Source organism: Ralstonia pickettii (assembly GCF_000607165.1).
In the GTDB taxonomy this organism is placed as follows: Bacteria; Pseudomonadota; Gammaproteobacteria; order Burkholderiales; family Burkholderiaceae; genus Ralstonia; species Ralstonia holmesii.
On sequence record NZ_JFZG01000006.1, the window covers coordinates 679615 to 705040 of the forward strand.

The 25426-nt window shown below is 64.8% G+C and carries 25 protein-coding genes; 14 read left to right on the forward strand and 11 right to left on the reverse strand.

Translation table 11 applies throughout. The features are described 5' to 3' along the window. Window positions 1-2 precede the first annotated feature (2 nt). Genes BG83_RS0109475 through BG83_RS0109485 form a run of 3 tightly spaced genes read right to left on the reverse strand, consistent with a single transcriptional unit; the run spans window position 3 to window position 2777 of the window. Entirely contained in the window at window positions 3-836 is an 834-nt protein-coding gene (locus BG83_RS0109475) for an SDR family NAD(P)-dependent oxidoreductase (protein WP_024976490.1), read from the reverse strand. Between the two features lie 26 nt (window positions 837-862). Further along, a complete protein-coding gene (locus BG83_RS0109480) occupies window positions 863-1426 on the reverse strand; it encodes a carboxymuconolactone decarboxylase family protein (protein WP_024976491.1) in 564 nt (187 codons plus the stop codon). Window positions 1427-1460: 34 nt separating this feature from the next. Continuing rightward, window positions 1461-2777 carry a cation:dicarboxylate symporter family transporter gene (locus BG83_RS0109485; RefSeq protein ID WP_024976492.1) on the reverse strand — a complete coding sequence of 439 codons (1317 nt, stop codon included), beginning with the start codon at window positions 2775-2777 and terminating at the stop codon, window positions 1461-1463. 180 nt (window positions 2778-2957) lie between these two features. Between BG83_RS0109485 and BG83_RS0109490 the strand changes: the two genes are divergently transcribed. Then, complete coding sequence (locus tag BG83_RS0109490) at window positions 2958-3944, forward strand: LysR family transcriptional regulator (RefSeq protein ID WP_235193179.1); 987 nt, start codon at window positions 2958-2960, stop codon at window positions 3942-3944. Between the two features lie 122 nt (window positions 3945-4066). On the opposite strand, the gene BG83_RS0109495 is transcribed toward BG83_RS0109490, so the two are convergent. Next, entirely contained in the window at window positions 4067-5653 is a 1587-nt protein-coding gene (locus BG83_RS0109495) for an isocitrate lyase (protein ID WP_024976494.1), read from the reverse strand. 441 nt (window positions 5654-6094) lie between these two features. On the opposite strand from BG83_RS0109495, the gene BG83_RS0109500 reads away from it, so the two are divergent. Next, on the forward strand, window positions 6095-7339 hold the full coding sequence (locus tag BG83_RS0109500; RefSeq protein WP_024976495.1) for a saccharopine dehydrogenase family protein: 1245 nt from the start codon (window positions 6095-6097) through the stop codon (window positions 7337-7339). A gap of 30 nt (window positions 7340-7369) precedes the next feature. Here the strand turns inward: BG83_RS0109500 and BG83_RS0109505 are convergent, their stop codons facing one another. After that, complete coding sequence (locus BG83_RS0109505) at window positions 7370-8419, reverse strand: AI-2E family transporter (RefSeq protein ID WP_024976496.1); 1050 nt, start codon at window positions 8417-8419, stop codon at window positions 7370-7372. A 252-nt stretch (window positions 8420-8671) separates the two neighbouring features. Here BG83_RS0109505 and BG83_RS0109510 point away from each other — a divergent pair, with 252 nt between their 5' ends. Then, window positions 8672-8953, forward strand: a complete 282-nt coding sequence (locus BG83_RS0109510; RefSeq protein ID WP_037031673.1) for an antibiotic biosynthesis monooxygenase family protein — start codon at window positions 8672-8674, stop codon at window positions 8951-8953. A gap of 353 nt (window positions 8954-9306) precedes the next feature. Continuing rightward, window positions 9307-11064, forward strand: a complete 1758-nt coding sequence (locus BG83_RS0109515) for a GGDEF domain-containing protein (RefSeq protein WP_024976498.1) — start codon at window positions 9307-9309, stop codon at window positions 11062-11064. Between the two features lie 13 nt (window positions 11065-11077). Here the strand turns inward: BG83_RS0109515 and BG83_RS0109520 are convergent, their stop codons facing one another. Then, window positions 11078-11890: an AraC family transcriptional regulator gene (locus BG83_RS0109520; protein WP_024976499.1), complete on the reverse strand. Its 813-nt coding sequence runs from the start codon at window positions 11888-11890 to the stop codon at window positions 11078-11080. A gap of 130 nt (window positions 11891-12020) precedes the next feature. Between BG83_RS0109520 and BG83_RS0109525 the strand changes: the two genes are divergently transcribed. Further along, a complete protein-coding gene (locus BG83_RS0109525; protein ID WP_024976500.1) occupies window positions 12021-12689 on the forward strand; it encodes a glutathione S-transferase family protein in 669 nt (222 codons plus the stop codon). Window positions 12690-12696: 7 nt separating this feature from the next. Here BG83_RS0109525 and BG83_RS0109530 read toward each other — a convergent pair whose 3' ends face one another. Continuing rightward, window positions 12697-14499, reverse strand: coding sequence for a methyl-accepting chemotaxis protein (locus BG83_RS0109530; RefSeq protein ID WP_024976501.1), 1803 nt, complete (start codon window positions 14497-14499; stop codon window positions 12697-12699). Window positions 14500-14732: 233 nt separating this feature from the next. Here BG83_RS0109530 and BG83_RS0109535 point away from each other — a divergent pair, with 233 nt between their 5' ends. Then, a complete protein-coding gene (locus BG83_RS0109535; RefSeq protein WP_024976502.1) occupies window positions 14733-15839 on the forward strand; it encodes an S-(hydroxymethyl)glutathione dehydrogenase/class III alcohol dehydrogenase in 1107 nt (368 codons plus the stop codon). A gap of 22 nt (window positions 15840-15861) precedes the next feature. Next, window positions 15862-16725: an S-formylglutathione hydrolase gene (gene fghA, locus BG83_RS0109540; protein WP_024976503.1), complete on the forward strand. Its 864-nt coding sequence runs from the start codon at window positions 15862-15864 to the stop codon at window positions 16723-16725. A gap of 23 nt (window positions 16726-16748) precedes the next feature. Here fghA and BG83_RS0109545 read toward each other — a convergent pair whose 3' ends face one another. Then, window positions 16749-17243, reverse strand: coding sequence for a hypothetical protein (locus tag BG83_RS0109545; protein WP_024976504.1), 495 nt, complete (start codon window positions 17241-17243; stop codon window positions 16749-16751). A 251-nt stretch (window positions 17244-17494) separates the two neighbouring features. Here BG83_RS0109545 and BG83_RS27720 point away from each other — a divergent pair, with 251 nt between their 5' ends. Genes BG83_RS27720 through BG83_RS0109565 form a run of 4 tightly spaced genes read left to right on the forward strand, consistent with a single transcriptional unit; the run spans window position 17495 to window position 21331 of the window. After that, window positions 17495-18259, forward strand: coding sequence for a paraquat-inducible protein A (locus BG83_RS27720; RefSeq protein ID WP_235193181.1), 765 nt, complete (start codon window positions 17495-17497; stop codon window positions 18257-18259). After that, window positions 18256-19020 (forward strand): paraquat-inducible protein A, encoded by a 765-nt coding sequence (locus BG83_RS0109555; protein WP_024976505.1) that lies wholly within the window; start codon window positions 18256-18258, stop codon window positions 19018-19020. The genes BG83_RS27720 and BG83_RS0109555 overlap by 4 nt, the downstream gene beginning before the upstream one ends. Next, on the forward strand, window positions 19017-20660 hold the full coding sequence (locus BG83_RS0109560; RefSeq protein ID WP_024976506.1) for an intermembrane transport protein PqiB: 1644 nt from the start codon (window positions 19017-19019) through the stop codon (window positions 20658-20660). Before BG83_RS0109555 ends, BG83_RS0109560 begins: the two co-directional genes overlap by 4 nt. Further along, window positions 20657-21331, forward strand: a complete 675-nt coding sequence (locus BG83_RS0109565) for a PqiC family protein (RefSeq protein ID WP_024976507.1) — start codon at window positions 20657-20659, stop codon at window positions 21329-21331. The genes BG83_RS0109560 and BG83_RS0109565 overlap by 4 nt, the downstream gene beginning before the upstream one ends. Before the next feature lie 9 nt (window positions 21332-21340). On the opposite strand, the gene BG83_RS0109570 is transcribed toward BG83_RS0109565, so the two are convergent. Continuing rightward, window positions 21341-22804: a PLP-dependent aminotransferase family protein gene (locus tag BG83_RS0109570; protein ID WP_024976508.1), complete on the reverse strand. Its 1464-nt coding sequence runs from the start codon at window positions 22802-22804 to the stop codon at window positions 21341-21343. 222 nt (window positions 22805-23026) lie between these two features. Between BG83_RS0109570 and BG83_RS0109575 the strand changes: the two genes are divergently transcribed. After that, window positions 23027-23368, forward strand: a complete 342-nt coding sequence (locus BG83_RS0109575; RefSeq protein WP_024976509.1) for a hypothetical protein — start codon at window positions 23027-23029, stop codon at window positions 23366-23368. An 18-nt stretch (window positions 23369-23386) separates the two neighbouring features. Here the strand turns inward: BG83_RS0109575 and BG83_RS0109580 are convergent, their stop codons facing one another. Both BG83_RS0109580 and BG83_RS0109585 read right to left on the reverse strand, forming a co-directional pair. Next, window positions 23387-23575, reverse strand: coding sequence for a hypothetical protein (locus BG83_RS0109580; protein ID WP_024976510.1), 189 nt, complete (start codon window positions 23573-23575; stop codon window positions 23387-23389). Continuing rightward, window positions 23572-23877, reverse strand: coding sequence for a hypothetical protein (locus BG83_RS0109585; protein WP_024976511.1), 306 nt, complete (start codon window positions 23875-23877; stop codon window positions 23572-23574). Before BG83_RS0109585 ends, BG83_RS0109580 begins: the two co-directional genes overlap by 4 nt. Before the next feature lie 174 nt (window positions 23878-24051). Here BG83_RS0109585 and BG83_RS0109590 point away from each other — a divergent pair, with 174 nt between their 5' ends. Both BG83_RS0109590 and BG83_RS0109595 read left to right on the forward strand, forming a co-directional pair. Continuing rightward, window positions 24052-24639 carry a hypothetical protein gene (locus BG83_RS0109590; protein WP_024976512.1) on the forward strand — a complete coding sequence of 196 codons (588 nt, stop codon included), beginning with the start codon at window positions 24052-24054 and terminating at the stop codon, window positions 24637-24639. A 135-nt stretch (window positions 24640-24774) separates the two neighbouring features. Continuing rightward, window positions 24775-25407: a hypothetical protein gene (locus tag BG83_RS0109595; RefSeq protein ID WP_024976513.1), complete on the forward strand. Its 633-nt coding sequence runs from the start codon at window positions 24775-24777 to the stop codon at window positions 25405-25407. Window positions 25408-25426: the final 19 nt, after the last annotated feature.

Consider the following 25426-nt stretch of genomic DNA (forward strand, 5'->3'; position numbering starts at 1 on the left):
GGTCAGTCGCACCGCGCCGTCATGCCGCCATCGACCACGACTTCGGTGCCGGTGACAAAGCGCGCCTCGTCAGACGCCAGGAACAGCGCGGCATGCGCGGTGTCACGCCCGTCACCCATGAAGCCGAGCGGAATGCGAGCGAGCCGGCTTTCGAGCAGCTTGTCGACGTCGCCGCCGGAGCGCTGGCCGGCCAGGCGCACTTCCACCATGGGCGTATGCAATTGGCCCGGCACCACGGTGTTCACGCGGATGCCCTTCTTCGCGTACTCGACGGCCACGACCTTGGAAAGCTGGATCACGCCCGCCTTGCAAGCGGCATAGGCCACCTGCGCCGAGCCCGTCCAGCGGATGCCGGATGTTGAAGCCGTATTGACGATGGCGCCACTGCCCTGCGCTTCCATCACGGGCAGCACGTGCTTGCAGGTCAGATAGACGCTCTTGAGGTTGAACGCAACCTGTGCATCCCACTTGTCTTCCGACAACGCCACAGGGCCGCCGGCAGCGGAGCCGCCAACGTTGTTCACCAGGATATCGACGCGGCCGTACTGCTCCACGCAGGCATCGACCATGCCTTTGACGGCCGTAGTGTCGGTCACGTCGCAGGTGTACGGCGTGACCTCACCACCCGCCTCGCGCACGCGGCGCAGCGTTTCTTCCATGGCTTCGAGGTTCTTGTCGACGGCGAATACGCGTGCCCCAGCCATCGCAAACAGCACGGCCACGGCGCGGCCGTTGCCCCAGCCCGGCCCGACGCAGCCCGCGCCGGTCACGATGGCTACCTTGCCTGCCAGTCGGCCCGCAGCCGTGGCTTGTTCAAATTCGGTCGTTGCTTGCACAGTGAATTCCTTGTTGCTTATTGCTGTTACATCGGCAGTTGCGTCGGCAGTTCCGGCGTCGCACCGGCCGGCGCGGGCACGTTGAATGCCTTGATGGTCATGGAGATGAGCGTGTAGTAGCCGGCAATGCCAACCAGATCGACCACGCCGTCCTTCCCAATGGCGTCAACCAGCTCGGCGTACAGGCCGTCGTCCACTTCGCGCTCGGCATGCAGTTGCGTCAGGAAAGCGAAGACGAGCGCCTCGTCGCGCTGCTCGAACGCCGGGTTCATGCCGTCACGAATGGCGTCGATCACCGCCGGCGACACACCGGCTTCCAACGCGAACGGCTTGTGCGCGGCCCATTCGTATTCCGCCAGCCAGTAGCGGCCCATGAACAGGATGGCCAGTTCGGACAGGCGCGGCGGCAGGCTGCTGTCGTAACGGCAGTAGCGTCCGAGCGCCTGTGCGCGGTCGGCCAGCAGCGGGCGATGCAGCCAGACGGCCAGCGGGCCGCGCACACCCTTGCGGGGGCCGTTGGCAATGGCGTCGTAGACGGCGCGCTGGTCTGCGTCCAGCGCATCAGGATCGAGGGCGGGAATGCGTTGCATGTTGGTGTTGCTCAGTGCTTAGTGGCTTAGTGGCTTAGTGGGTCAGCGCGTCTTGCGCAACCGCAGCCTGTGCGGTGGGCTTCTGCAGCTTGAGGAGAGAAGAACGGGCCTGCCCGCCGGTCTCGCGATGGAACGCTTCGGCGTCGAACGCACCTTCCCAGCGGGCGATGGCGAACACCGCCACGGTGTTGCCCACCACGTTCACGAGCGCAGTGGCAATCGCCATCACGCGGTCGATGCCGAACAGCAGCCCCAGGCCGGCTACGGGCAGCGAGCGCACCGATTGCAGCGTGGCCGCCAGCTTGACGAACGCCCCGCCGGCAACGGTGGTCCCGCCCTTGGAAGTGAGGCTCAGGATGGCGAGCAGCCCGAGTTGCTGCCACAGCGAGAACGGCGTGTCCGTCGCCTGCGCAATGAAACCCACGGCGATGGCCATGTAGATGGAGGTGCCGTCGAGGTTGAAGCTGTAGCCCGCAGGCAGCACGAACCCGACCACGGCCTCATCACAACCTGCGCGTTGCAGCTTCTCAACCAGACGCGGGAAGGCCACCTCGCTTGATGCCGTGCCGAAGATCAACAGCATCTCGTCGCGAATCAGCTTGAGCACGCTGAAGTACGGCAGGCCGATCATCCACGTAATCGAACTGAGCACGCCGAACACGAACAGCAGCGACGCGGCGTAATACAGCAGGATGACCTTCAGCAGATAGAGCAACGTCACGCCGCCATAGCTGCCCACGGCCGCGGCCATGGCACCGAACGCGCCGAGCGGTGCCAGCTTCATGATGAAGCCGAGCATGCGAAACAGCACCTTCTGCGCTTCATCCATGCCGCGCAGCAGGACCGAATCCGGACCCACCGAGAGGTTCAGCGCCAAGCCCGCCAGGATGGAGATGATCAGCACCTGCACGATGTCGCCCTTGGCAAATGCATCGACCAGCGTGTGCGGAATCAGGCTGAGCAGGTAATTGACGGCCGAGATGCCGCCGGCGCCGCTGGTGGCCTTCACAGCATCGGCGCTTTCGGCAAGGTTGGTGGCATGCAGCCCCACCCCGGGCTCGAACACGTTGACGAGCACAAAGCCCAGCACCATGGCCACCGTGCTGACCACCTCGAAGTACACCAGCGACTTCACGCCCATGCGGCCCAGCATGCGCAGGTCGCGCACATGCGCCAGGCCCTGCACCAGCGTGCAGAAGATGATCGGGGCCAGCATCATCTTCAGCAGCGCGATGAATGCCTGCCCGATGGGTTTCATGGCAACGGCCCACTGCGGCGCGGCGATGCCGAGGACGACCGCACACGCCAGGCCGATCAAGACCTGCACATGCAGCTTCTTCAGATGTTTCATGGTGTCTCCTGCGTCCAGTCATTCAGCGCTCTGCCGCTACCAGGCGGCACCAGCGTGCTGGACTTGTCTTGCTTGAAAGGCGGTCGTCGCTGGGGGCGTGAACGCCGTCTCCGCTACGCGTTGGGTGATTTGTTATTTGTAGAAAGCATAGATTGACGGTCTTTTCTTGACAAAGACCATGTGAACATACAAATCTATGCCGACACGGCATATCTCAACGCAAGCATGGACATCCGAGAACTCAAGAGCTTCATTCGCGTGGCGCGTGCCGGCAGTTTCAGCCGCGCAGCCGCCGAGCTGTACATCGCGCAACCCGCGCTGAGCCGGCAGATTGCAAAGCTGGAGGCAGAGATTGGCGTGCCGCTGCTGGTTCGGCATGGCCGGGGCGTCCGGCTCACCGCGGCGGGCTCGCGTCTGCTGGAGCGCGCTGAAATGATCACCCACCTGCTCAGCGAAACCAGCGAAGACGTACGCGCCAGCGCGGACGAGGAGCGCGGGCATCTGGCTGTTGGCTTGCCGCCGACCATGGGCGCGCTGATCGGCGCCGATCTCGTCCAGGACTTCCGGGCGCAGTGGCCTCGGGTGTCACTGCACGTGCGAGAAGGCCTGAGCAGCTCGCTGCAGGAGTGGGTGCTGGACCGGCGCGTTGACCTGGCCGTCGTCTACAACCAGCCGCCGCTGGATGCGTTCCACGTGCGCCCTTTGTTCAGCGAGCCCATGATCCTCGTGGGGCCGCCTGGCTCAGAGACCGACAAGCGCGAATACCAGATCCGCGACCTGGCCAGCATTCCGCTGATCTTGCCCGGCCTGCCGCACAGCAACCGGCGCCTGGTCGAACAGGCGGCGATCCAGCACGGTGTGCGCCTGCGCATCGCCCTGGAAGTCGACAGCGTGTCGCTGACCAAGCAACTGGTGAAGGCCGGCGCCGGCTATTCGATCCTGACCTACATCGCGATCAAAGAGGAGATCGCGCGTGGTGAACTCGTTGCGCATCGCATCGGGCGTCCCGGCATCCGGTCGAGCGTGGCGATCACGACCCTGCGCGAGAATCCCCCTTCCCGCTTCGCCGCTGCCTGGACCGCACTGCTGCAAGACAAGCTCAAGCAATTCATTGCGTCGGAATCGTGGAAAGCCGATGTGGTCTGGCCGAAGGACGGTGCTCTCTGAGCACACCTGAAGCGCACGTGTGATTCGACGAGCATCCCACGGCGTTCTCGGCAAAAGAAAACGCCAACCCGCGATGGGTTGGCGTTTTGCTTGGGGTATGACCGAATCAGTCGATCAATGCATCAGTGGAACTGGTTCATCGTGTTGTCCTTACCCGCAGCCTTCAGCGCTGCTTCGCCGCTGAAGTATTCCTTGTGGTCGTCGCCAATATCCGAGCCCGACATGTTCTGGTGCTTGACGCAGGCGATGCCTTGACGGATTTCCTTGCGCTGCACGCCAGCCACATAACCGAGCATGCCTTGGTCGCCGAAGTATTCCTTGGCCAGGTTGTCGGTCGACAGCGCGGCGGTGTGGTACGTCGGCAGCGTGATCAGGTGGTGGAAGATGCCGGCTTCGCGCGACGCATCGGCCTGGAACGTGCGGATCTTCTCATCAGCGAGCTTCGCCAGTTCGCTGTCGTCGTATTCCGTGCTCATCAGTTGGCCGCGCTCGTAGGCCGACACATCCTTGCCGGCTTCCTTCATCGCGTCATACACCTGCTGACGGAAGTTCAGCGTCCAGTTGAACGACGGGCTGTTGTTGTACACCAGCTTGGCGTTCGGGATGACCTTGCGGATTTCGCTCACCATGCCGCCAATCTGGGCGATGTGCGGCTTTTCGGTTTCGATCCACAGCAGGTCGGCGCCGTTTTGCAGCGAGGTGATGCAATCCAGCACGCAACGTGCTTCGCCAGTGCCTGCGCGGAACTGGAACAGGTTGCTCGGCAGGCGCTTCGGACGCAGCAGCTTGCCGTCGCGCTTGATGACGACATCACCGTTGCCCAGTTGGTCGGCCGACAGCTCTTCGCAGTCGAGGAACGCGTTGTATTGGTCGCCCAGGTCGCCCGGCGTGTTCGTCACGGCGATCTGCTTGGTCAGGCCTGCGCCCAGCGAATCGGTACGGGCGACGATGATGCCGTCGTCCACGCCCAGCTCCAGGAACGCGTAGCGGATCGCGCGGATCTTGGCCAGGAAGTCTTCATGCGGCACGGTGACCTTGCCGTCCTGGTGGCCGCACTGCTTCTCGTCCGACACCTGGTTTTCGATCTGGATGCAGCAGGCACCCGCTTCGATGAACTGCTTGGCCAGCAGGTACGTGGCTTCTGCGTTGCCGAAACCGGCGTCGATGTCGGCAATGATGGGCACCACGTGGGTGACGTGGTTGTCGATCTTTTCTTGGATCGCGGCCTTGGCAGCGGCGTCTTTGGCAGCGTCCAGTTCGCGGAAGAGGCCGCCCAGTTCACGCGCGTCGGCTTGGCGCAGGAACGTGTACAGCTCGCGGATCAGCGCGCTGACAGAAGTCTTCTCGTGCATCGATTGATCCGGCAGCGGGCCGAACTCCGAGCGCAGCGCAGCGACCATCCAGCCCGACAGGTACAGGTAGCGGCGTTCGGTGCTCTTGAAGTGCTTCTTGATGGAAATCATCTTCTGCTGGCCGATGAAGCCGTGCCAGCAACCCAGCGACTGCGTGTACTTGGACGGATCGGCGTCGTAGGCGGCCATGTCGGCGCGCATGATCTTGGCGGTGTACTTGGCGATGTCCAGACCCGTCTTGAACTTGTTCTGTGCACGCATGCGAGCAGCGTACTCGGGGTTGATCGCGTTCCATGCGTTGCCGTAGGTTTCTTTCAAACCGGCAACTGCCTTGATGTCGTCTTGATACTGGGCCATGTCAATTTCCTGGAAATAAAGCGCGTTTGAGAAGAATCGGTTGCGTGTGCAGCTCCGGAGTTCGAAGCGAGCAGCATGGATTTATTGTAGGTCGGCTTTGACGCGTCGCAGCAATGTCTTATATAAGACATAAGAGTTAGTTTTTCTTTATTTTTCAAATAGATAGCTGACAAATTTTGCGATGCGGAACGTGTTTTCAGCAAACGGGAAGACGACGCCCGAGAAATTCGAGGCAAATTCCGTAATGTGAAACGGTCTTTCAGGTGCTGGAGGCGGTGAACGTGGGGGCCGCGGGGGGCGACGGAGGCGTGTCCGCCTGAGTCATGCGATGCCGACGATGCCAGTTGCCTGGCGGGCGGGGCACCTTCACTATTGTTTGCCGCTGAACGACAGAAGGCCGCCATACCGGCACTTTCATCCGCCCATCAAAAGGAAGACTCCATGCCCGCTCCGGACTATGACGTTGTCGTGTTTGGCGCCACCAGCTTTGTCGGTCAGATCCTGACCCGCTACCTGGCCGAACAGTTTTCGGGCGGTGGAGAAACGCCGCGCTGGGCCATTGCCGGCCGATCCGAAGCGAAGCTGCTGGACGTCAAGCGTTCACTAGGCGCGGCGAGTGAATCCCTCCCGATCATCGTGGCAGACGCCGCCAACGAACCCCAGTTGCGCGCACTGTGCGCACAGACCCGGGTAGTGGTCTCCACGGTTGGCCCCTACGCGCTGTACGGCGAGCCCTTGATCAAGGTCTGCGCCGAAAGCGGCACGGACTACTGCGACCTCACCGGCGAGACCCAGTGGATCAAGCGCATGATCAACAAATATGAAGCGACGGCGCAGCAGTCAGGGGCACGCATCGTGCATTGCTGCGGCTTCGACTCGGTGCCGTCGGATATGGGGGTCTACTTCCTGCAGCAACAAGCCATGCGGCAATGGGGTACACCCGCCACGCGGGTGAAGTTGCGCGTCAAGACGCTCAAGGGCGGCGCATCTGGCGGCACTGTGGCCAGCCTGATCAACGTCGTGCAAGAAGCCGCTGCGGACCCTGCCTTGCGCCGGGAACTGGCAGACCCTTACGCCCTCTGCCCCAAGGGCCACGGCTTCACGGCACGCCAACGCTCGGTACGGGGCGCGGCGTTCGATGCCGATTTCGATGTGTGGATTGCGCCCTTTGTCATGGCGGCCATCAACGAGCGCGTGGTGCACCGCTCCAACGCCTTGTCCGGAAACGCCTATGGCAACCCATTCACCTACGACGAAGCAGTGATCACCGGGGCGGGCCTGAGCGGCCGTTTGAAAGCCGTGACGATGGTGGCCGGCCTGGGCGCCTTCATGCTGGGCATTGTCATCAAGCCCATCCGCATCGTGATGGAGCGCTTTCTGTTGCCCAAACCCGGCGAAGGCCCCACGCCTGCGGCGCAATTGGCAGGCCGCTATGACCTGCGGCTCTTTGGCCGCACCGATCAAGGAAACACCTTGCGGGTGAAGGTGACCGGAGATCGGGACCCCGGCTATGGCTCGACCGGCAAGATGCTGGGTCAGGCTGCCGCCAGCCTCGCGCTGGACCACGTAAAAGAGGGCACCAAGACCGGACGCCCCGGCGGCTTCTGGACGCCGGCCACAATGTTCGACGAACGCTTCATCGAGCGCCTGACCCGCCATGCTGGTCTGCGTTTCGAGCGGATATAAGCGCGATGAAGCGCCCGCTCAGCCGAGGCATCAGTCGTTCTGCCCGCGCGCAAAAATATCCCAGCTGGCCATGAACAGCGCGGCAACCAGCGGCCCGATCACGAAGCCTGTGATGCCGAACAATTCCATACCGCCCAGGGTGGAGATCAGCACGACCCAGTCGGGCATCTTGGTGTCCTTGCCGACCAGCAGCGGGCGCAGCAGGTTGTCGACCAGGCCGATCACACCGCCGCAGAACGCGACGAGGATCACGCATTTCCAGATCGCGCCCACCATCAGGAAGTAGAGCGCGACCGGAATCCACACGAGGCTCGCGCCAATCGCGGGCAGCAGCGACAGGAAGGCCATCAACGCGCCCCACAGCACCACGCCGTCAATGCCGAGGAGCCAGAAAATCAGCCCCCCAAGCGCGCCCTGCACCAGCGCAACGGCAATGTTGCCTTTCACGGTGGCGCGCACGACGGTCGTGAACTTGCTCAGCAGCAGGCGCTTGTGCTCTTCATCCATCGGCAGCGCGCGGCGCACGCGGCGGCCGATCTCGGCGCCATCGCGCAACAGGAAGAACACCATGTACAGCATCACGCCAAAGCCGACGACGAACTGAAACGTGTTCTGCCCGATGCTCAGCGCCTGCGTCGCGGCAAACTGGCTGATCTGCGCTGCCCCGTCGGCCAGCTTTCTCTGGATGCCGGGGATGTTGGTCAGGCCGGCTTTGGCAAGCAGTTGCTGCACCCATGTGGGCAGCGCATGAACCGCTTCCGAAAGGTACCGGGAGTAGTTCGGCTGCGCGCTCTGGATCTCCTGATAGGCAACGCCGATTTCCTGCACGATGGTCGCCGTCACAAAGATGACCGGCAGGATCACGATCAGGACGATCAGGGTGAGCGTGGTGAGCGCAGCAAGATTACGCCGCTTGTCCATCCGGGCGACCAGCGCGCGCTGCACGGGCTGGAACAGGATCGCCAGGATGACGCCCCAGAACACCGCGCCAAAGAACGGCGAGAGGATCCAGCAGAGCCCGAGCGTGACGACAAACAGCAGGAGGTAGAAAAATTTCTGGTGGTCGTTTCCGCTATCCATGGGTTGCTTTTGCTTAAAGGTGACGTCTCAAAGGCCCGAGCAGGATCCAGGCCAGGCAATGAAATCCGAGTATGCCCGCGCAACCGCGGTTGTCATAGGGGCGGCCGACGGGGCGGACAGGCTGACGAAGCCCGCCGAAAGCTGGCGCCCGCGGTTGAACAACCCCGATACCGGCCGGGCTATGGCGACGGGCATTGCCAGCTATAGTCTGCCCACCCATCCAACCGAACGGAGCACAACGTGGTATTCGAAATGGCCCACATCGAGATTCTCGCCGGCAAGCAGCGCGAGTTTGAAGCCGCCGTCCAGCAAGCCTTGCCGCTGTTTGCACGCGCCAAGGGCTGCCACGGCGCCGAGCTGCACCACATCGTCGAGCGCGACACCAGCTACGTGCTGATCGTGCGCTGGAACACCGTGGAAGACCATATGGTCGATTTTCGCGAGTCCGACGACTTCCAGGAATGGCGCAAGCTGGTCGGGCCATTCTTTGCGAAGGCGCCGGAGGTCGTGCACTCCGAAGTGGCGGTCAAGTAACCGGCCCGCCTGAATCATTCGATCCTCACCCAGGCACGAGATGCGCTCGGCGCTCTCAAGGTGCACCCCCATCTCGTGCCATGCCGACGTGGCAACCTGACCGCCGGCCCCTTTTCAGCGCTTGGGCCTGAACATCCCGTAAGAATCCTTTTGCATTTGTTTGCAGTCCGCCCGCGCGGCGCGAGTCCAATGGCACGGTAAAGAAGCCCCCGGTGCTGCCGTTAGCCAGAGATGTGCATTGCGCGCGGCAACGAGCGCGGGCACCTGTGCAACCCATTCGCAACTGCCTCCCGGCTCTGCCCAACCGCCCGCCAAGACGCTCTTCCACTCTGTTCATGTCTTCTGAAACGTCGATGGACAGGCGCTTTAGCGCCAGCGTCGCCATCGTCCTTGTTCCGGTGTTGTCGCTGTCGTGCTGGCTGCTGGGCTACGCGTGGCTGGCTTACGGCCGCGCCGACAATGCCGCCCGCAGCGTCCAGGCGCTGCGCATGACGTTGTTGGCCATGGAAAAGGTTTCAGCCGAACGCGGCCCGACCAACGGCGTGCTCGGCGAAGACTTGCCGCTGCCCGCCGAGCGCAAGGCGGCCCTGCAACGCATGCGCGCCACCAGCGATGAACACGTCGCCCAATTGCTCGACGCCCTGAGCCCCGAACATTGCCCTGGCTGTGAAGCCGACATCACCTCCGCGCGCCGCGCCCAAACGCATCTGGCCGCTGCCCGCGCCAACATCGACCGGTTGACCGCACTGCCCCTGCGCGCACGCAGCAGCGATGACCTCGCCGACGGCGTGAACCGCATGATCGCGGTGATCCCCGAATTCCTGCCCATCGTCAACGCGCGCACGGCCAACATCACGCGCGGCGATCCCGACGTGCTCAATTGCCTGACGCTGGCGCGGCTGTCGGCCGATCTGCGTGAATACGCGGGCCAGCTCGGTTCGCGCTTTACGGGTGCGCTGGCCAGGCACCGCATGCTCACATTTGAAGAGCAGCTTGCGATCGAACGCACGCACGGCCGTATTGACCAGTTGCGCAGCATGATCGAGACCCGCGTGGGTGCGCATTCGGCACTGAACCAGCACGCCTTGACCACCCTCGGCGCCCAGTACTTCGGCGATGGGCTGCGCTATGTGGCTGCCGTGCGCGCCGAGGCCAGCCAGCCCGGCGGCGTCGATATCACCCCCGCCGCATTTGCCGAGCGCTACGTGCCCACCATGCGCGCCATTACGGATTTCCGCGACATCGTGCTGGGCCTGGCGGATGACGACATCCGCGAACATCGGCGCGCGATGCTGCTGGTGCTCATCGGCTCGGCAGGCGCGGTGCTGTCGGTACTCGGCGCACTGGCATGGATGACGATTTCGTTCCGCCGCAACGTGGTGGGGCCGTTTGTCAACGCCACGCGGCTGATCGACGGGATTGCGCGCGGCAACTTGAGCGTGCACATCCCGACCGGCTTTGCGCGGCGCGAGATCCGCGCGATGTTCGAGGCGATTCGCGTACTGCGCATCAACAGCATCGAGCGCCGCCGGCTGGAACTGGAACGCGCACACCTGATGCAGGAACTCGCGCGCATGGCCGAGACCGACCCGCTCACCCATCTGCTCAACCGCCGCGCCTTTGAAGACCGTGCCAGCGCGATGTGCAAATCGCCGCAGCCGAAAGCGCGGCTCGTTGCGCTCATCATGTTCGACATCGACCACTTCAAGCGCATCAACGATACGTACGGCCATGCCGTGGGCGACGAAGCGCTGCGCACCGTTGCAAGCCTGTGCCGCGCCGAGGGCCCGTCGGCCGACATGGTGGCGCGCATCGGCGGCGAAGAATTCGCGGTGATGGTGTGGGCGGATAGCCTCGCGCAGGCGCGCGCGGTGGCTGACCATCTGCGCCATCGCATTGCCGAGGTGGCGGTGCCCATCGGCACCGATCTGCCCTGCCGCATGACGGCCAGCTTTGGCGTGGCGGCGGCACCCGCGGCGGATGGCCCCGAGCTGGAGCCACTGCTGCGACGAGCAGACCGCCTGCTGTATGCCGCCAAGCTGGCGGGGCGCAACTGCGTGATGACGGACCGCCCGCCTGCGTCGCCGGACGTGGCGCTCGCGGCGGATTGATGCGCCGGGCGCGCTAGGCCTGATTGGCGCGCCGATACTCCGCAGGCGCCTTGCCGACAAGGCGGCGGAAGTCACGCGTGAAATGGGCTTGGTCAAAGTAGCCAAGCCCGTGCGCAAGCTCAGCCAGATCCACACCCACGCCGTTGGCAAGCTGGTCCGCCGCCTCATGCAAGCGGTATCGGCGGATCACCCACTTGGGCGTCACACCCACATACTCCGAGAACAATTGCTGCAGCGTGCGTTCGCTCATGCCGGCGCGCTCGGCCAAGTCGCGTACCTGGGTCAGACCTGCGTCCTGTTGCAGCGACTGCAAGATGCTGTGAATGCGCTCAACCTGTGGGTCCGGTGGCGGCAGCACGCGTAGCAGCAGCGTTTCTGCGGCAGACACCATGCCGGCGTCGTCAGGTGCGCCGAGCACCATCTCTTCTGCCTGCGCATCGCCAATGCCAAGCACATCGGAAACCGGCAGGGTCTTGTCGGTCAGCAAACGCACCGGCTTGCCGAAGAACGCGCGAAAGGCACCGGGCCGCAAGCGCAGGCCGATCACGCGGCCCGTCTCCGCCAATGTGGTTTCGAACGCGCCCGACATCACGCCAAAGACGGCGGTCTGGCGACGGTCGAACACCAGGTTGACGCACGGATACGGAAGCGTGCGCTGGGTGTACGGCGGCTGGCCGCGCAAGTCCCATTCAACGATCCAGTGGTGCTCGAGCACGCCGGCCAATGCATCACTCGGCTGATAGCGGTTCAGGCGGAAACGCTGGCGGAAGGCGAGCGGGTCGACCACGCCCTTTGGCTTGTCGGCAACGTCACGTAGATCGGTCATGGAAGCGGCGTCCGCGAAAACAATGCCGCGATGATGCACCGCCGCAGCGGATTTTTCCAAGACGGAGGCAAGCCTTGCGCCTACAGTGGCACTCTTTTCTCACCCGTATCCATCGAACACGGAGCCGACGATGCCCCAAGACCGCCACCTGATCCTTTACCACTCGCCGCGCAGCCGCTCGCGGGGCGCGCGCATGCTGCTCGAAGAACTCGGCGCCGACTACGAGGTGCATGCCTTCGACCTGACCACGGGCCAGCACAGGACGCCTGAGTTTCTCGCGATGAACCCGCTTGGCAAGGTGCCGACACTACGCCATGGCGATGCGGTCATCACCGAGCAGGTGGCGGTGTATCTGTATGCGGCAGAGCTGTATCCGGAAGCCGGGCTGTCGCCAGCCGTGGGCGATCCGCTGCGCGGGCCGTACCTGCGATGGATGGCGTTCTACGGTTCGTGTTTCGAGCCCGCTGTCGTCGACCATTCAATGGGCCGCGCGCCCGCTGCGTATTCGACCTCACCCTATGGCGACTTCGATACCGTCATTGCCGCGATCAACGCACAGTTGGCCAAAGGGCCCTACTTCCTCGGCGAGCGCTTCACGGCGGCAGACGTCCTCTGGGGCGCCGCATTGGACTGGATCACGATGTTCAAACTGATGCCCGAGACGCCCGTGGTGCGCGCGTATATCGACCGCATCCTGGCACGGCCTGCGGTCCAGCGCGCACGGGCAGCGGACCTCGCGCTGGCGGAAGAACAGGACAAGGCCAAGGCGGCCGCCAGTACGGCCGCTCCCCAGGCCTGAGCCCGATTCAGTGCGACAGGCGGAACTGCCCCACGGCCTCGTTCAGGTTGAGGGCCTGTTCTTCCAGCGACTCCGCAGCGGCCGCGGCCTGCTCGACCAGCGCGGCGTTCTGCTGCGTCACCTGGTCCATCTGGTTGACGGCCTGGTTGACCTGCTCGATGCCGCTGCTCTGCTCTTCCGACGCTGACGAAATCTCGCCCATGATGTCGGTCACGCGCTTCACCGCATCGACGATCTCTGCCATCGTCACGCCGGCCTGATCAACCAGCGCCGTGCCGTTGCTCACACGATCCACCGAGTCGTGAATCAGCGCCTTGATTTCCTTCGCCGCGCCCGCCGAGCGCTGCGCCAGGCTGCGCACTTCGCTGGCCACCACCGCAAAGCCGCGGCCTTGCTCGCCGGCCCGCGCGGCTTCCACCGCAGCGTTCAGCGCCAGGATGTTGGTCTGGAACGCAATGCTCTCGATCACGCCGATGATGTCGGCGATCTTCTTGCTGCTCTCGTTGATGCCGCCCATGGTTTGCACCACCTGGCCGACCACGTTGCCGCCGCGCGTGGCAACGTCCGACGCCGTCACGGCAAGCTGGCTGGCCTGACGCGCGTTATCGGCGTTCTGCTTCACGATGCTCGTGAGCTCTTCCATGCTCGACGCGGTTTCTTCCAGCGAGCTGGCTTGCTCTTCCGTGCGCTGCGAGAGGTCTGCATTGCCAGCGGCAATTTCTTGCGCCGCCGAGCGCACCGAATCGCTGCCCAGGCGGATCTGCTGCATCACCGCCGTCAGCTTGTCGGCAAACGTATTGAACGAGCGGGCGATCTGCGCGACTTCGTCTTCGCCATCCGACAGCAGACGCTTGGTGAGGTCACCGCTGCCCGAGCCGATGTCGTCCATGGCATCGCGGATCATCGACAGGCGGCGGAACGCACGCGAAGTCATTGCGCCGACGATGAGCGCCGCCACGATGGCCACGCCCACCAGCGCGCCAATCGACGTCATCACCAGTGAGCGCATGCCGGCCGTGGCATCAGACTTGTCCAGCGCCACCACCAGGCCCCAGTCGGTGCCCTTCACGCCCTGGCGGTAGAGCAGCTTGGATGCGCCATCCACTGACACTTCCACCGGCTTCTCCGCCTGCGCCAGCGATGCCAGCGTGGCTTCGTTCAGCCCTGCCGACAGATCGGTCGCCGGCTTGAGCGTGAGCTTGTCATTCGGGTGCGCGACGATCTTGCCGGCCGCGTTGACGAGGAAGCCGAAGCTGGCCGGCGTCGGGTGAATGGCCTTGACGTTGGCGATTACGCTGTCCATCGCCACGTCGCCGCCAATCACGCCCTTGAGGGTACTGCCGTCCAGAATGGGCACCGCGAAGGTCACGACGAGCTGGCCGGTGCTGGCGCTCACGTACGGCGGCGTCACCACGGGCTTGCCGGCCTCCACCGCCTGCTTGTACCAGGGGCGCGCAGTCGGGTCATACGTGGGCGGAATGCCTTCGGGGTTCGAGAATTTGTACGACTTGTCGGGGTAGCCGACATAGACGTTGATGAAGCCGCCAGCCTTGTGCACGGCCTTGAAAACCGGAATCGGGTCCGCAGACACTGCCACGTCTTGCAGCGACACCATCATCTGCGTCTTGGACGCCACCCAGTCGTCGATGCCGGCGATGTGGCCGCGCGCGACGGACTGCAGGTTCTGGCGGATGGACTCGTCGTTGTACGAACGCGTCACGAGATAGTTAAGACCGCCAGCGAAGGTCAATGCGCCGACCACGATGGCAACGCAGGTCAGCAAAATGCGAGTACGGATGGATGCAAGCACGGTATGGTTTCCTACTACGAGGCCCATGGCAGGGATTCCACCATGTAAGGCATGCGGCACACGACCCTGTCGGCCTTGCCGTCGCACAAGAAACGGCCGTCATAACGAAATCTGAAGTCTGATCTGCGTGACATGACTCCGCTATCACGTTGCCGGAGCAGGCAACGTTCTACAATCGCCCTCCCTACGCTGCCCACGTCGGGCAGGCTCCACTTCAAAAAAAAGGAATGCGCATGAAAACCAAAGCCGCCATCGCCTGGAAAGCCGGTGCTCCGCTCACCGTGGAAGAAGTCGACCTGCAAGGCCCGCGAGCCGGTGAGGTGCTCGTCGAGATCAAGGCGACCGGCATTTGCCATACCGATTACTACACGCTCTCGGGCGCCGACCCGGAGGGCATCTTCCCGGCAATCCTCGGCCATGAAGGCGCGGGCGTGGTGTTGGAGGTGGGCGCGGGGGTCACATCGTTGAAAGCCGGCGACCACGTGATCCCGCTGTACACGCCGGAATGCCGTCAGTGCAAGTTCTGCCTGTCGCGCAAGACAAACCTGTGCCAGGCCATTCGCGCCACGCAGGGCAAGGGCCTGATGCCGGACGGCACGTCGCGCTTCTCGCTCGACGGCAAGCCGCTGTTCCACTACATGGGCACGTCCACGTTTGCCAACCACATCGTGGTGCCGGAGATTGCGCTGGCAAAGATCCGCCCCGATGCGCCGTTCGACAAGGTCTGCTACATCGGCTGCGGCGTCACCACGGGCGTGGGCGCGGTGGTCTACACGGCCAAGGTGGAACCGGGCGCAAACGTGGTCGTGTTCGGCCTGGGCGGCATCGGCTTGAACGTGATCCAGGGCGCAAAGATGGTGGGCGCCGACAAGATCATCGGCGTGGATCTGAACCCGGCACGCGAAGCCATGGCGCGCAAATTCGGCATGACGCACTTCATCAACCCGAATGATGTGGAAAACGTGGTCGACCACATCATCCAGCTCACCGACGGCGGTGCGGATTACTCGTTCGAGTGCATCGGCAACACGAAGGTCATGCGTCAGGCGCTGGAGTGCTGCCACAAGGGCTGGGGCCAGTCGATCATCATCGGCGTGGCCGAGGCCGGCGCGGAGATCAGCACGCGCCCGTTCCAGCTCGTGACCGGCCGTGAGTGGAAGGGTTCCGCCTTCGGTGGCGCACGTGGCCGCACGGACGTGCCGAAGATCGTCGACTGGTACATGGAAGGCAAGCTCAACATCGATGACCTCATCACGCACAGGCTGCCGCTGGAGCGCATCAACGAGGGCTTCGAGCTGATGAAGCGCGGTGAGTCGATCCGTTCTGTCGTGCTGTATTGAACCTCGAGGACGGAGCCACGCAATGACGATCCCGGTACCGGCACTTGAACTGCTTTCCGAGCATGCCTGCTTTGGCGGCGTGCAGCGCTTCTATCGGCATGCCTCGACGGCGATCGGGCTGCCGATGCGCTTCTCGGTCTACCTGCCGCCGCAGGCGTTGGAAGGCACGCGCTGCCCCGCGCTGTTCTATCTGGCGGGCCTGACGTGCACGGAAGAGACGTTTGCCATCAAGGCCGGTGCGCAACGCGTGGCAGCACGCGAAGGCCTCATCCTCATCGCGCCCGACACCAGCCCCCGCGACGCGAACATCCCCGGCGAAACCGATAGCTGGGATTTCGGCATCGCCGCCGGCTTCTACCTGGACGCCACGCAGGCGCCGTGGCGTGGGCATTACCGCATGGAAAGCTACATTGCCGACGAGCTGCACCACATCGCGCGCGTGGCCTTTCCGGTGGCGCCGGGGCGCATCGGCATCTTTGGGCATTCGATGGGCGGCCACGGCGCGTTGACGCTGGCCTTGCGCCATCGGGAGCGCTTTGCTTCGGTCTCCGCGTTTGCGCCCATCGCGCATCCGTCGGTGTGCCCGTGGGGCGTCAAGGCGTTCACCGGGTATCTCGGGGACGATCGCACCGCCTGGGCAGCGCACGACGCCACGGAGTTGATGCGGCAGGCATCGTGCCCGTTCCCGGGCGGCATCTTGGTCGATCAGGGCGAGGCCGACAAATTCCTCGCAGAGCAGCTGTACCCGGATGACTTTGCCGCCGCGTGCGCTGCAGCCGGGCAGCCGCTGCAACTGCGCCGCCACCCGGGCTACGACCACGGCTACTACTTCATCGAGACCTTCATCGAAGACCACCTGCTGCATCACGCAGCACAACTGCGTTAGCAGCAGGTAAATGCGGGGCCAGGCTAGCGGCTGCCGCCACCGGCACTGCCGCCCGCCGCCCCACCGGCGCCTCCGGTACCCGCACCGGCACCAGCGCCCCCTGAACCCGCAGCACCACCGCCACTACCGCTGCCCGGCGCACCCATCGACCCGCCCGTGCCTGGCGCGCCTACGCCCACTCCACCCGAGCCGCCGCCGGTTGCACTGCCCGTTGAATCGTTGGCACTGCCGCCATAGCCACCGCTCGAACCCGAGCGCATATTGCCGGCGCGCCCTTGCTTACCGGTGGCGTTGCGGTTGCGGGTGGCATCCCGACCGCCGTTGGCCGAACTGCCGTTGACAGCGGTCCCCCCCGTGCCCGTTGCAGTTGCGCCGGTGTCGGCACCACCCGCCGGAGACATGCTGCTGCCGCCCGCCGTGCTGTTGGATTGGGCTGCCCCCGTTTGGGCATACGCCGCTGCAGTACCGCCCGCCAGCGCCAACGCGATGACGAGAGAAGATGCACGGAGATACGTCATGAAATGCTCCTTTGAGGTTGAGAACATGCCCCTCCAAGGCAGCAAGGCCCGTTCCTCCGTCACGCCATGCAATATCGAGTGCGCCGATTGGCGGGATATTTGCTTCGGACCGTGCGTCAAAATGAGGAAGCCCGCACTCAGCTATACATTCAACGGTGTATGTATAATCGCCTGCCCCACTGTCGGTGTGCCGCTGCATGCTTCTGCAACGCTGGCGGCCCACCTTCAGCCCGACGATGGAGCTGTAAACCGTGAAATTCCCCTTCCCGCTGCCGCCGTCCTGGCGCGCAGCGGGCGACACCCCCGACGCCAAGGCCGCCCCTGTAGCCCAGCCCTTGCCTGGCGATCCAGATGCCTGGATCGCATGCGAGCACTGCGACACCCTGCATCGCCACGAAGTCATTGCGTTGGATGAAGAAGCGCATTGCACACGCTGCGGCGTCAAGCTGTACCGCAACCAGAGCGAGCGGCTCTCGGTACTGCTGCCGCTCGTGTTGACGGGCCTCATCGTCTACATCGTCGCCAATATCTTTCCGATTGCCGAGATGAACGGTGGCGGCAACCGGCACGCCACCACGCTGTGGGGCGCCATCGTGGCGCTGTACGACTACGACATGCTCTTCGCTGCCGTACTGGTGGCACTCACCACGGTTTTCTTCCCGCTGATGTACATGTCAGTGCTGGCGCCGCTGCTCATTGCGCGATTGCGTGGGCGGCAGCATCCGGCCGCGGCGCTGGTGCTGCGCACGGCGGCGCTGATCCGCCCGTGGGCGATGGTCGAGATCTTCATGCTGGGCGTAGTGGTAGCGCTCATCAAAGTGGCGCGCATGGTTTCGCTGGAAGCCGATGCGGGCTTGTGGGCGTTTGCTGCGCTCACCGTGTTCCTGACGGTGGCGTTGTCGATCGACCTGCGACCGTTCTGGCGCGAGATCGGGTTGACGCTGCCGCCAGGCTCACATGTCGACACGCCCACCGGCATGGACGCCGCCGCCCGCCCCGGCGAGGATCACCCATGAACAGCGTCACTACCCCTGCACCGGCCCAACCGGCCCAACCGGCCCAACCGGCCCAACCGGCCCAAGAGGGTCGCCCGCTGCGGGCCGCCGCACACGGCCTGGTGACATGCGAGCGCTGCGGCCTGCTGGCACGCATGCCCCAAGCTTCGGCAGCCACGCAGGCGGTGCTCACACACGAAGACGCACCTAACGAGGCCGCCGCGGCGCCGGTCTGCCCGCGTTGCATGTCGCCCCTACACGTGCGCAAGCCCGACAGCCTGGCGCGCTGCTGGGCGCTGCTGATTGCGGCCGCTGCCATGTACCTACCCGCCAACCTGCTGCCCGTGATGATTACCGACACCCTGCTCGGCACGCAGCAGGACACCATCATGAGCGGGATCGTCTACCTCTGGACGTCGGGCTCGTGGCACCTGGCCATCATCGTGTTCATCGCAAGCTTTCTGGTGCCGCTGGCCAAGCTCGGCATCCTGGCGGTGCTGTGCCTCTCGGTGCAGCAACGCTGGCGCTGGAACCCGCGACTGCGCACGCGCCTGTATGCGCTGGTCGAAATCATCGGCCGGTGGTCGATGCTCGATGTGTTTGTGGTGACACTGCTGGCAGGGCTCGTACATCTGTCGACGCTGGCCATCATCAAGCCCGGCCCTGGTGTCGGCCCGTTTGCCGCCGTGGTGGTACTGACCATGTTCGCCGCCCGCTGTTTTGATCCCCGCCTGATCTGGGACGTCATCGACGAGCCCGATCCTGAAGAGACCGATGTATGACCGACCCCGTCGATAACGAAAACATCCCCGCGCCGCGCCGCACGAAGCGCAAGCGCTGGCTGCCCTCGCTGATCTGGCTGGTGCCGATCGTGGCACTGTTGGTGGGCGCCACGCTCATGGCGCGCGTGATCCTGGCGCGCGGCGCGCAAGTGACCGTCACATTCAGTTCGGCCGAGGGCATCGAAGCAGGCAAGACACGCGTGAAATTCAAGAGCGTCGATATCGGTGTGGTCAAGGCGGTGGGCCTCACCGACGACCGGTCTGGCGCCGTGGTGCTGATCGAACTCACCCACGACGGCAAGGCGTTCGCCGCGTCGGATACGCGCTTCTGGGTGGTGCGCCCGCGCGTGGCGGCCGGCAGCATCTCGGGGCTCGGCACGCTGCTCTCAGGAGCGTACATCGGCGTGGACGGCGGCCGCTCGCAGGAGAAGAAATCCACCTTCAAGGGGCTCGACACACCGCCGGCCATCTCCGCTGATGCGCCCGGCAAACAGTTCACGCTGCGCGCGCCCGACCTGGGCTCGCTCGATATCGGCGCGCCGGTGTATTTCCGCCGCGTGCGCGTGGGCCAGGTCACCGCCTATGACATCGACACCGACGGCAAGGGCGTGACGTTGCACATCTTCGTCAACGCGCCGTTCGACAAGTTTGTGGCACACGGCACGCGGTTCTGGAATGCCAGCGGCATCGACCTCAAGCTCGACGCCAACGGGTTGAAGGTCGATACGCAATCGCTGCTGACCGTGGCGCTGGGCGGCATCGCGTTCCAGACACCCGAAGAAGCCGATCACCAGCCGGCCGCCTCTGACGCCGAGTTCCAGCTCGTGCGCAACGAGACCATGGCACTGAAAGACCCCGAACACCTGTCGCAGACCGTGGTGATGTACTTCCACCGCTCGCTGCGCGGGCTCAACGTGGGTGCGCCGGTGGAATTCAAGGGCATCAACGTGGGCGAGATCAAGTCGATCGGCATCCACTACAGCAAGAAGCGCCACGAGTTCGTGCTGCCCGTGACGGCCACGCTTTACCCCACGCGCTTCGGCATGGACATCCGCGACGACAACCCGCAGCACGCCGCCGAAGACGTCCGCACGCAGTTCGACGTGCTGGTGAAGAACGGCATGCGCGCACAGTTGAAGAGCGCGAGCCTGCTGACGGGCCAGCAGTTCGTGAACCTCGACTTCATTGACGCAGCCGACCGCGACAAGACCCCGCCGCGCTTCGGCATGCGCGATCGTGACGGCGCATATGTGTTCCCGACTGCCGATAACCCGACTGACGACATCGAAGCGCAGATTGCCGGCATCGCCAAGAAACTCAACAAGGTGCCGTTCGAGCAGATCGGACAGGATGTTCACCGCACGCTGACGACGCTCGACGCCACGCTCAAGCAGACCGAGCAACTGGCCAAGACCGTCAACAGCGACCTCGCCCCGCAGATGAAGGAAACGCTGGCCGAGGCGCGCCGCACGCTCGATTCTGCGCGCCAGGTCTTCTCCGACGATGCCCCGCTGCAACGCAACGCGCGCGACACGCTGGAACAAGTGGCCAAGGCCGCCGCGTCTGTGCGCGTGCTGACCGATTATCTGGACCGCCACCCGGAAGCGCTGATCCGCGGCAAGGCAAAGGACGCGCAATGATGCCGATGCAAACGACGATGCTGTCTTCTTCTCTTCGCTTGGCCGGCGCCGCTGCCGTGGCGTTGCTGATTGGCGCGTGCGCTTCGCCCGAGCCGACGTTGCATACGCTGTCGGTGCGCCCCGAAACAACAGATACCGGCCGTTTCCAGCGCGCCTTCCGCCTCTCGGGCGTGCGGGTGCCCGATCGGCTGGACAAGCCACAGATCGTGCTGCGTACGTCCGATAGCGAAGTGGTGGCGCTTGAGCAGCAACGCTGGGCCGCGCCGTTTGGTTCGGAACTGCGCGATGCGCTGTCTGCGAATCTGGCGACAACGCTGTCTGCGGTGGACGTCGGGAGTGCGGCTGCGCCGGCGGGCGTGCCGCTCTACCGCATCGGCGCCGAAATGCGCAGCTATGACGCGCGGCCCGGACAGGGCGTGACGGCACTGGTGACGTGGCGCGTATCGCGCGATGCGGCCACCCCGGGCACAAGCCCCGCCGCCCTCACCTGCCAGACGACGCTTGCGCTGCCCGTGAATGGGCAACCTGCAGGTGCGGATGCGAATGCGAATGCGGGCGTAGATGCGGTGGTGTCATCCACGCAACGCCTCGTGCAGCAGTGGTCGCAACAGATTGCGCAGAGCGTGCAGGGTCTGGAATCGTCTTCCGCTGCGCCGGCGTGGTGCCGGTAGGTTGATCGGTCAGCGCTCGGCCAGTTCCTGCGTGAGCCGGCCGAGTGTGGCGAGCGCAGCTTCGAGGTTGGCCGAAGGCGGCAGGCCGAAGCAGATGCGGAAATAATGATCGAAGCGGTTCAGGTTCGAGAACATCGTCCCCGGCGCAATGCGGATGCCCTGCGCCAGCGCCGCATCAAACAGTGCCACCGACGACACGTTGGCAGGCAACTCCACCCACATCGCCAACCCGCCTGACGGCACCGACAACCGCGTGCCGGCGGGAAAGCATCCCGCAATCGACTCGGCCATGCGCTCGCGCTGTTCACGCAAGGTCTGGCGCAGCGTGCGCAGGTGACGGTCGTACGCACCCGAAGCGATAAAGCGCCCCGCCAGCACCTGCGACCACGAATCGTTTGGCCGCGACTGCGCAAACTTCAGCATCTGCACGCGCCCCTGCCAGCGGCCGGCAGCCATCCAGCCCAGGCGCAGGCCGGGCGCCAGCACCTTGCTCAAGGACGCGCAATAGATGACGTTGCCCGTGCGGTCCCACGCCTTGAGCGCCTTGAGTGGCGTGGGGCTATCGCCCAGCGCGCTGTAGGTATCGTCTTCAATGAGCGCGATGCGGTTGGCATCGCAAAAGGCGGCCATCCGGCGCTTGGCCGCGTCCGGCATGATGCTGCCGAGCGGGTTCTGCAGGTTGGGCACCACCACCACGGCGCGGATGTTGCCGTAGGCCTGCACCGCCATCTCCAGCGCTTCGAGCGACATGCCGGTGCGTGGGCTGGTAGGAATTTCCACCGCGCGCATGCCCAGGCTTTCCAACACCTGCAGCAGCCCGTAATAGGTCGGTGATTCCACGGCCACGGTATCGCCCGGCTGCGCCACCGCGCGCAATGCCAGGTTCACCGCTTCGATACAGCCGTGGGTGACGATCACGTCGTCCGGCGCGATCTGCACGCCCATGTCGAGCGCACGGCGCGCCACGGCAGTCTGCAATTCGGGATGGCCGTTCGGGATGACAGCCTGCGTCAGCAGCAACGGATACCGCCGCAGCACCTGCGACGCAATCCGGTTGAGCGCCGCCGCCGGGTACAACGCGGCCGCCCCACTCGCCCCTGACAGATCGACATGCACGCTGGCCTGCTGCCCGCGCGCCACGATGGCGGACACGCGCGCATGCACGCCCACGTAAGCGGCCGGGTCGGGCGTCGAGACTTCAGGCTCCTTGACCGGTGCCAGCATAGCCCGGCGCGGCTGGCGCACGAAGTAGCCCGAGCGCTCACGCGCTTCGAGCCAGCCTTCCGTCTCCAGATGCCGGCACACCTGCAGCGCGGTCGACAGACTCACAGCGTGCGTGCGCATCAGCATGCGCACCGACGGCATGCGCTCGCCCGGCGCCAGCACTCCGCTGCGGATCGCACCAAGGTAATGATCGGCAAGCGTCCGGTACAGCGGCTGCGCGGGCGGGGGAGTCAACTCGGTGACGGACATGGCGGCGAAGGGCGGCGGCGAGCGGACGGCGACAGGCGGCAAGGAGAGGAGTCCGGCACATCATGCCGGCACGACCGCCACCGCAACAGATACAGACGACGTCAAACTGTACCGCAACAGATTGTCGCAGGGGCGCGGCTGTTGCCCCGCACATTGCCGGTTTCTGTGTCTGTTGAGAGAGAAGCCGCGTGCCTACGCTGGAGCCATGTTCAGGAGATCGACATGACTGCAACGACACCCGCATCCGAACCCGAATGGCTGGCGCTCTGCCCCGGACAAGCCGGGCTGCACTGGCTGCCCGCTGGAACGACGCTCGTGGCATTGGAAGGCAGCTTGCGCCTGGCACCACCATCGCGTTGGATTACGGCAGCGCAATACACGCTTGGCGCCGGACACGCGCATGTTGTGGAAACCTCCGGGTGGTGGCACCTGCATGCCGACAGGCGCAGCGGCGCGCACGTGCACATCGTGGCTGCTGTCACTGGCACACGACGCCCGGCGTGGCCAGCGATATGGCGTTGGTTGGCACACGTCATTCAGCCGCGCCAGACTTCGCGCGGCTGAAGTGAAGAGGTGTCCCTGTCAGCGCCCCTCGCTAGGCGCGCGGGGACGCTTCCCGTCGTCCGAATGGATCGACGCGTTCTCGAAGTCGCCAGGGTCTTCCTCGCCCACGCCGCTTTCACCTGGGATGGCCGGCGCGATGGGCTTGGCGGTGTCACCCGAAGGCGCCTTGGCTTTGTCTTCGCCACGAGGCTTCTTGGTGGCGTTCATGGCTGCTTCCGACTGTTCTGATGCTGCCCCAGACGCTGCTGGTTCTGCGGCAATTGCCCTTCCTGTGCGGCGGCACGGCCATCCTCGGCGGGCACCGGCATCGGGCGTTTCGCCGAGTGGTCCGTGCCGTGCTGCATGGAAGTGCGCTCGGCGCGGTCGGCTTCAGCGCGGTCCTTGGCGGCACCCCGTCCTTGCTGGGCTTGATCGCTGCGCTCACCCTTCTTGCCCTCGCGCTTTCGTTCCCCCGCGTTTTCCGCCGCGTGGGCAGCCGGCTTGTGCGGTTGCTGTGCGTGTTGCCTCATCGTCAGCCTCCTGGTTCGGTTTACGGACGACTCGCCCGTACCCAACTGCGTCGCAACCAGCGTGCCGCCGCAACAGTGCGCTGAAATACGCGTGCGGCGCGCCGCGCCCAGGTATCCGCCTTGCTGCACGTGCAGTGTCGCGCGTTGGCGCACAAGCACGCATGGAGAAACCACATGGCAACCAGCAACCTGTATCGCACCGGCGAAGCCCCTGCACAGACCGGCAAGGGCCACGGAACCGACGCACTCGGCCCCTCCGACAGTTCGGACTCGGGCAGCGACGTGGTGGGCGGCCCGGGCTTGGGCAGCGACGTTGAAGATCGCTTTGACGACGATCCCGCCGTGCACCCGCGCGGCAACGCAGCCAACCGCACCGCGGGCGCAGACCTGGGAGATGTCAACCTCGACAGCGACACAGATTCCACCGGCACCGGCGAGCGTCGCGCGGCAGGGCACGAACCCGTCATACGCGAAGGCGGCGACCTGATGCCCGACGCCATACACGACATAAACCATCCCGAAGTCGACACACCCATCGACGACGAGAACTTTGAACACGCCACGGGCCTCGCCGGTGAAAACGACGACGCCGATGCTCCGGATGCGGTCGACCTGGATGAAGCGCCGATCGATCCGAAACCCGGCAGCCGCGATGTTCCGGTGCACTCACCCACCGGGGGCGGCACGGATTGGTCCGACAACATGCGCCGCAGCCGCCCGACGTACAAGGGCAAGCGCGTGCCGGGCCAGCATCGCGGCTAAGCCGCAGCGGATGAACGCGGACCGCGCCTGCAAGCCAGCGCGGTCCGGTCTAGACTGGCGGATCGCCCCCGCAGCCCATGCGAGTTGCGCTGGCCCGCCCCGCTCACCTTGAGCGAACTTCACGCCCCCTACCCAATGACCCGACTACGTTTCTCAGCTCGTACCGCCGCGGTTGTCACCGTCGTGACAGCACTCTTCCCGCTGGCAGCATCCGCGCAAAGCACCGCTGCGCCAACGCGCGTGCGCGCCACCATCAATGCCGTCCACAGCACCGCTGTCGACGTAACCGACGCCTCCGGCAACAAGGCGACTGTGACGCTGCCGGTGGACCTCAGCGTCACCCAGGTCGCGCCGATCGAACCGTCGGCCATTCGCGCCGGCAGCTATATCGGCACGGCAGCGGTCAAGGAGCCGGACGGCACGTTGCGTGCACTCGAAGTCCACGTGTTTCCGGAGGCGATGCGTGGCACCGGGGACGGCCATCGCCCCTACGACATGGGCCCGAACAGCAGCATGACCAACGGCACGGTCGAGCAGGCAGGCGCCGTCACCGGGGCTCAGGGCCGCACGCTGTCGGTCAAATACAAGGACGGGGAGCAGCGCATCGTGGTGCCGCCGCAAGTACCGATCGTCACCTTCGAGCCAGGTCGGCGCGATGACCTGAAAGCCGGCGCGCACGTTGTCATGTTCGTGCGCGCCGATGCGCAAGGCACGCTGGTAGCGCAGCGCGTGCTGGTCGGCAAGGACGGGATGGTCCCACCGATGTGACGGCGATGTGATGGGAGAG

Bases quoted from the DNA above. Each gene is read 5' to 3' on its own strand.
- BG83_RS0109545 (WP_024976504.1), bottom strand. From the start codon at position 17,243: ATGACGTATCTCCGTGCATCTTCTCTCGTCATCGCGTTGGCGCTGGCG.
- BG83_RS0109575 (WP_024976509.1), top strand. From the start codon at position 23,027: ATGACTGCAACGACACCCGCATCCGAACCCGAATGGCTGGCGCTCTGC.
- BG83_RS0109510 (WP_037031673.1), top strand. From the start codon at position 8,672: ATGGCCCACATCGAGATTCTCGCCGGCAAGCAGCGCGAGTTTGAAGCC.
- BG83_RS0109480 (WP_024976491.1), bottom strand. From the start codon at position 1,426: ATGCAACGCATTCCCGCCCTCGATCCTGATGCGCTGGACGCAGACCAG.
- BG83_RS0109520 (WP_024976499.1), bottom strand. From the start codon at position 11,890: ATGACCGATCTACGTGACGTTGCCGACAAGCCAAAGGGCGTGGTCGAC.
- BG83_RS0109565 (WP_024976507.1), top strand. From the start codon at position 20,657: ATGATGCCGATGCAAACGACGATGCTGTCTTCTTCTCTTCGCTTGGCC.
- BG83_RS0109485 (WP_024976492.1), bottom strand. From the start codon at position 2,777: ATGAAACATCTGAAGAAGCTGCATGTGCAGGTCTTGATCGGCCTGGCG.
- BG83_RS0109585 (WP_024976511.1), bottom strand. From the start codon at position 23,877: ATGAGGCAACACGCACAGCAACCGCACAAGCCGGCTGCCCACGCGGCG.
- BG83_RS0109525 (WP_024976500.1), top strand. From the start codon at position 12,021: ATGCCCCAAGACCGCCACCTGATCCTTTACCACTCGCCGCGCAGCCGC.
- BG83_RS0109570 (WP_024976508.1), bottom strand. From the start codon at position 22,804: ATGTCCGTCACCGAGTTGACTCCCCCGCCCGCGCAGCCGCTGTACCGG.
- BG83_RS0109500 (WP_024976495.1), top strand. From the start codon at position 6,095: ATGCCCGCTCCGGACTATGACGTTGTCGTGTTTGGCGCCACCAGCTTT.
- BG83_RS0109495 (WP_024976494.1), bottom strand. From the start codon at position 5,653: ATGGCCCAGTATCAAGACGACATCAAGGCAGTTGCCGGTTTGAAAGAA.
- BG83_RS0109595 (WP_024976513.1), top strand. From the start codon at position 24,775: ATGACCCGACTACGTTTCTCAGCTCGTACCGCCGCGGTTGTCACCGTC.
- BG83_RS0109505 (WP_024976496.1), bottom strand. From the start codon at position 8,419: ATGGATAGCGGAAACGACCACCAGAAATTTTTCTACCTCCTGCTGTTT.
- BG83_RS0109560 (WP_024976506.1), top strand. From the start codon at position 19,017: ATGACCGACCCCGTCGATAACGAAAACATCCCCGCGCCGCGCCGCACG.
- BG83_RS0109555 (WP_024976505.1), top strand. From the start codon at position 18,256: ATGAACAGCGTCACTACCCCTGCACCGGCCCAACCGGCCCAACCGGCC.
- BG83_RS0109580 (WP_024976510.1), bottom strand. From the start codon at position 23,575: ATGAACGCCACCAAGAAGCCTCGTGGCGAAGACAAAGCCAAGGCGCCT.
- BG83_RS0109590 (WP_024976512.1), top strand. From the start codon at position 24,052: ATGGCAACCAGCAACCTGTATCGCACCGGCGAAGCCCCTGCACAGACC.
- fghA (WP_024976503.1), top strand. From the start codon at position 15,862: ATGACGATCCCGGTACCGGCACTTGAACTGCTTTCCGAGCATGCCTGC.
- BG83_RS0109535 (WP_024976502.1), top strand. From the start codon at position 14,733: ATGAAAACCAAAGCCGCCATCGCCTGGAAAGCCGGTGCTCCGCTCACC.
- BG83_RS0109515 (WP_024976498.1), top strand. From the start codon at position 9,307: ATGGACAGGCGCTTTAGCGCCAGCGTCGCCATCGTCCTTGTTCCGGTG.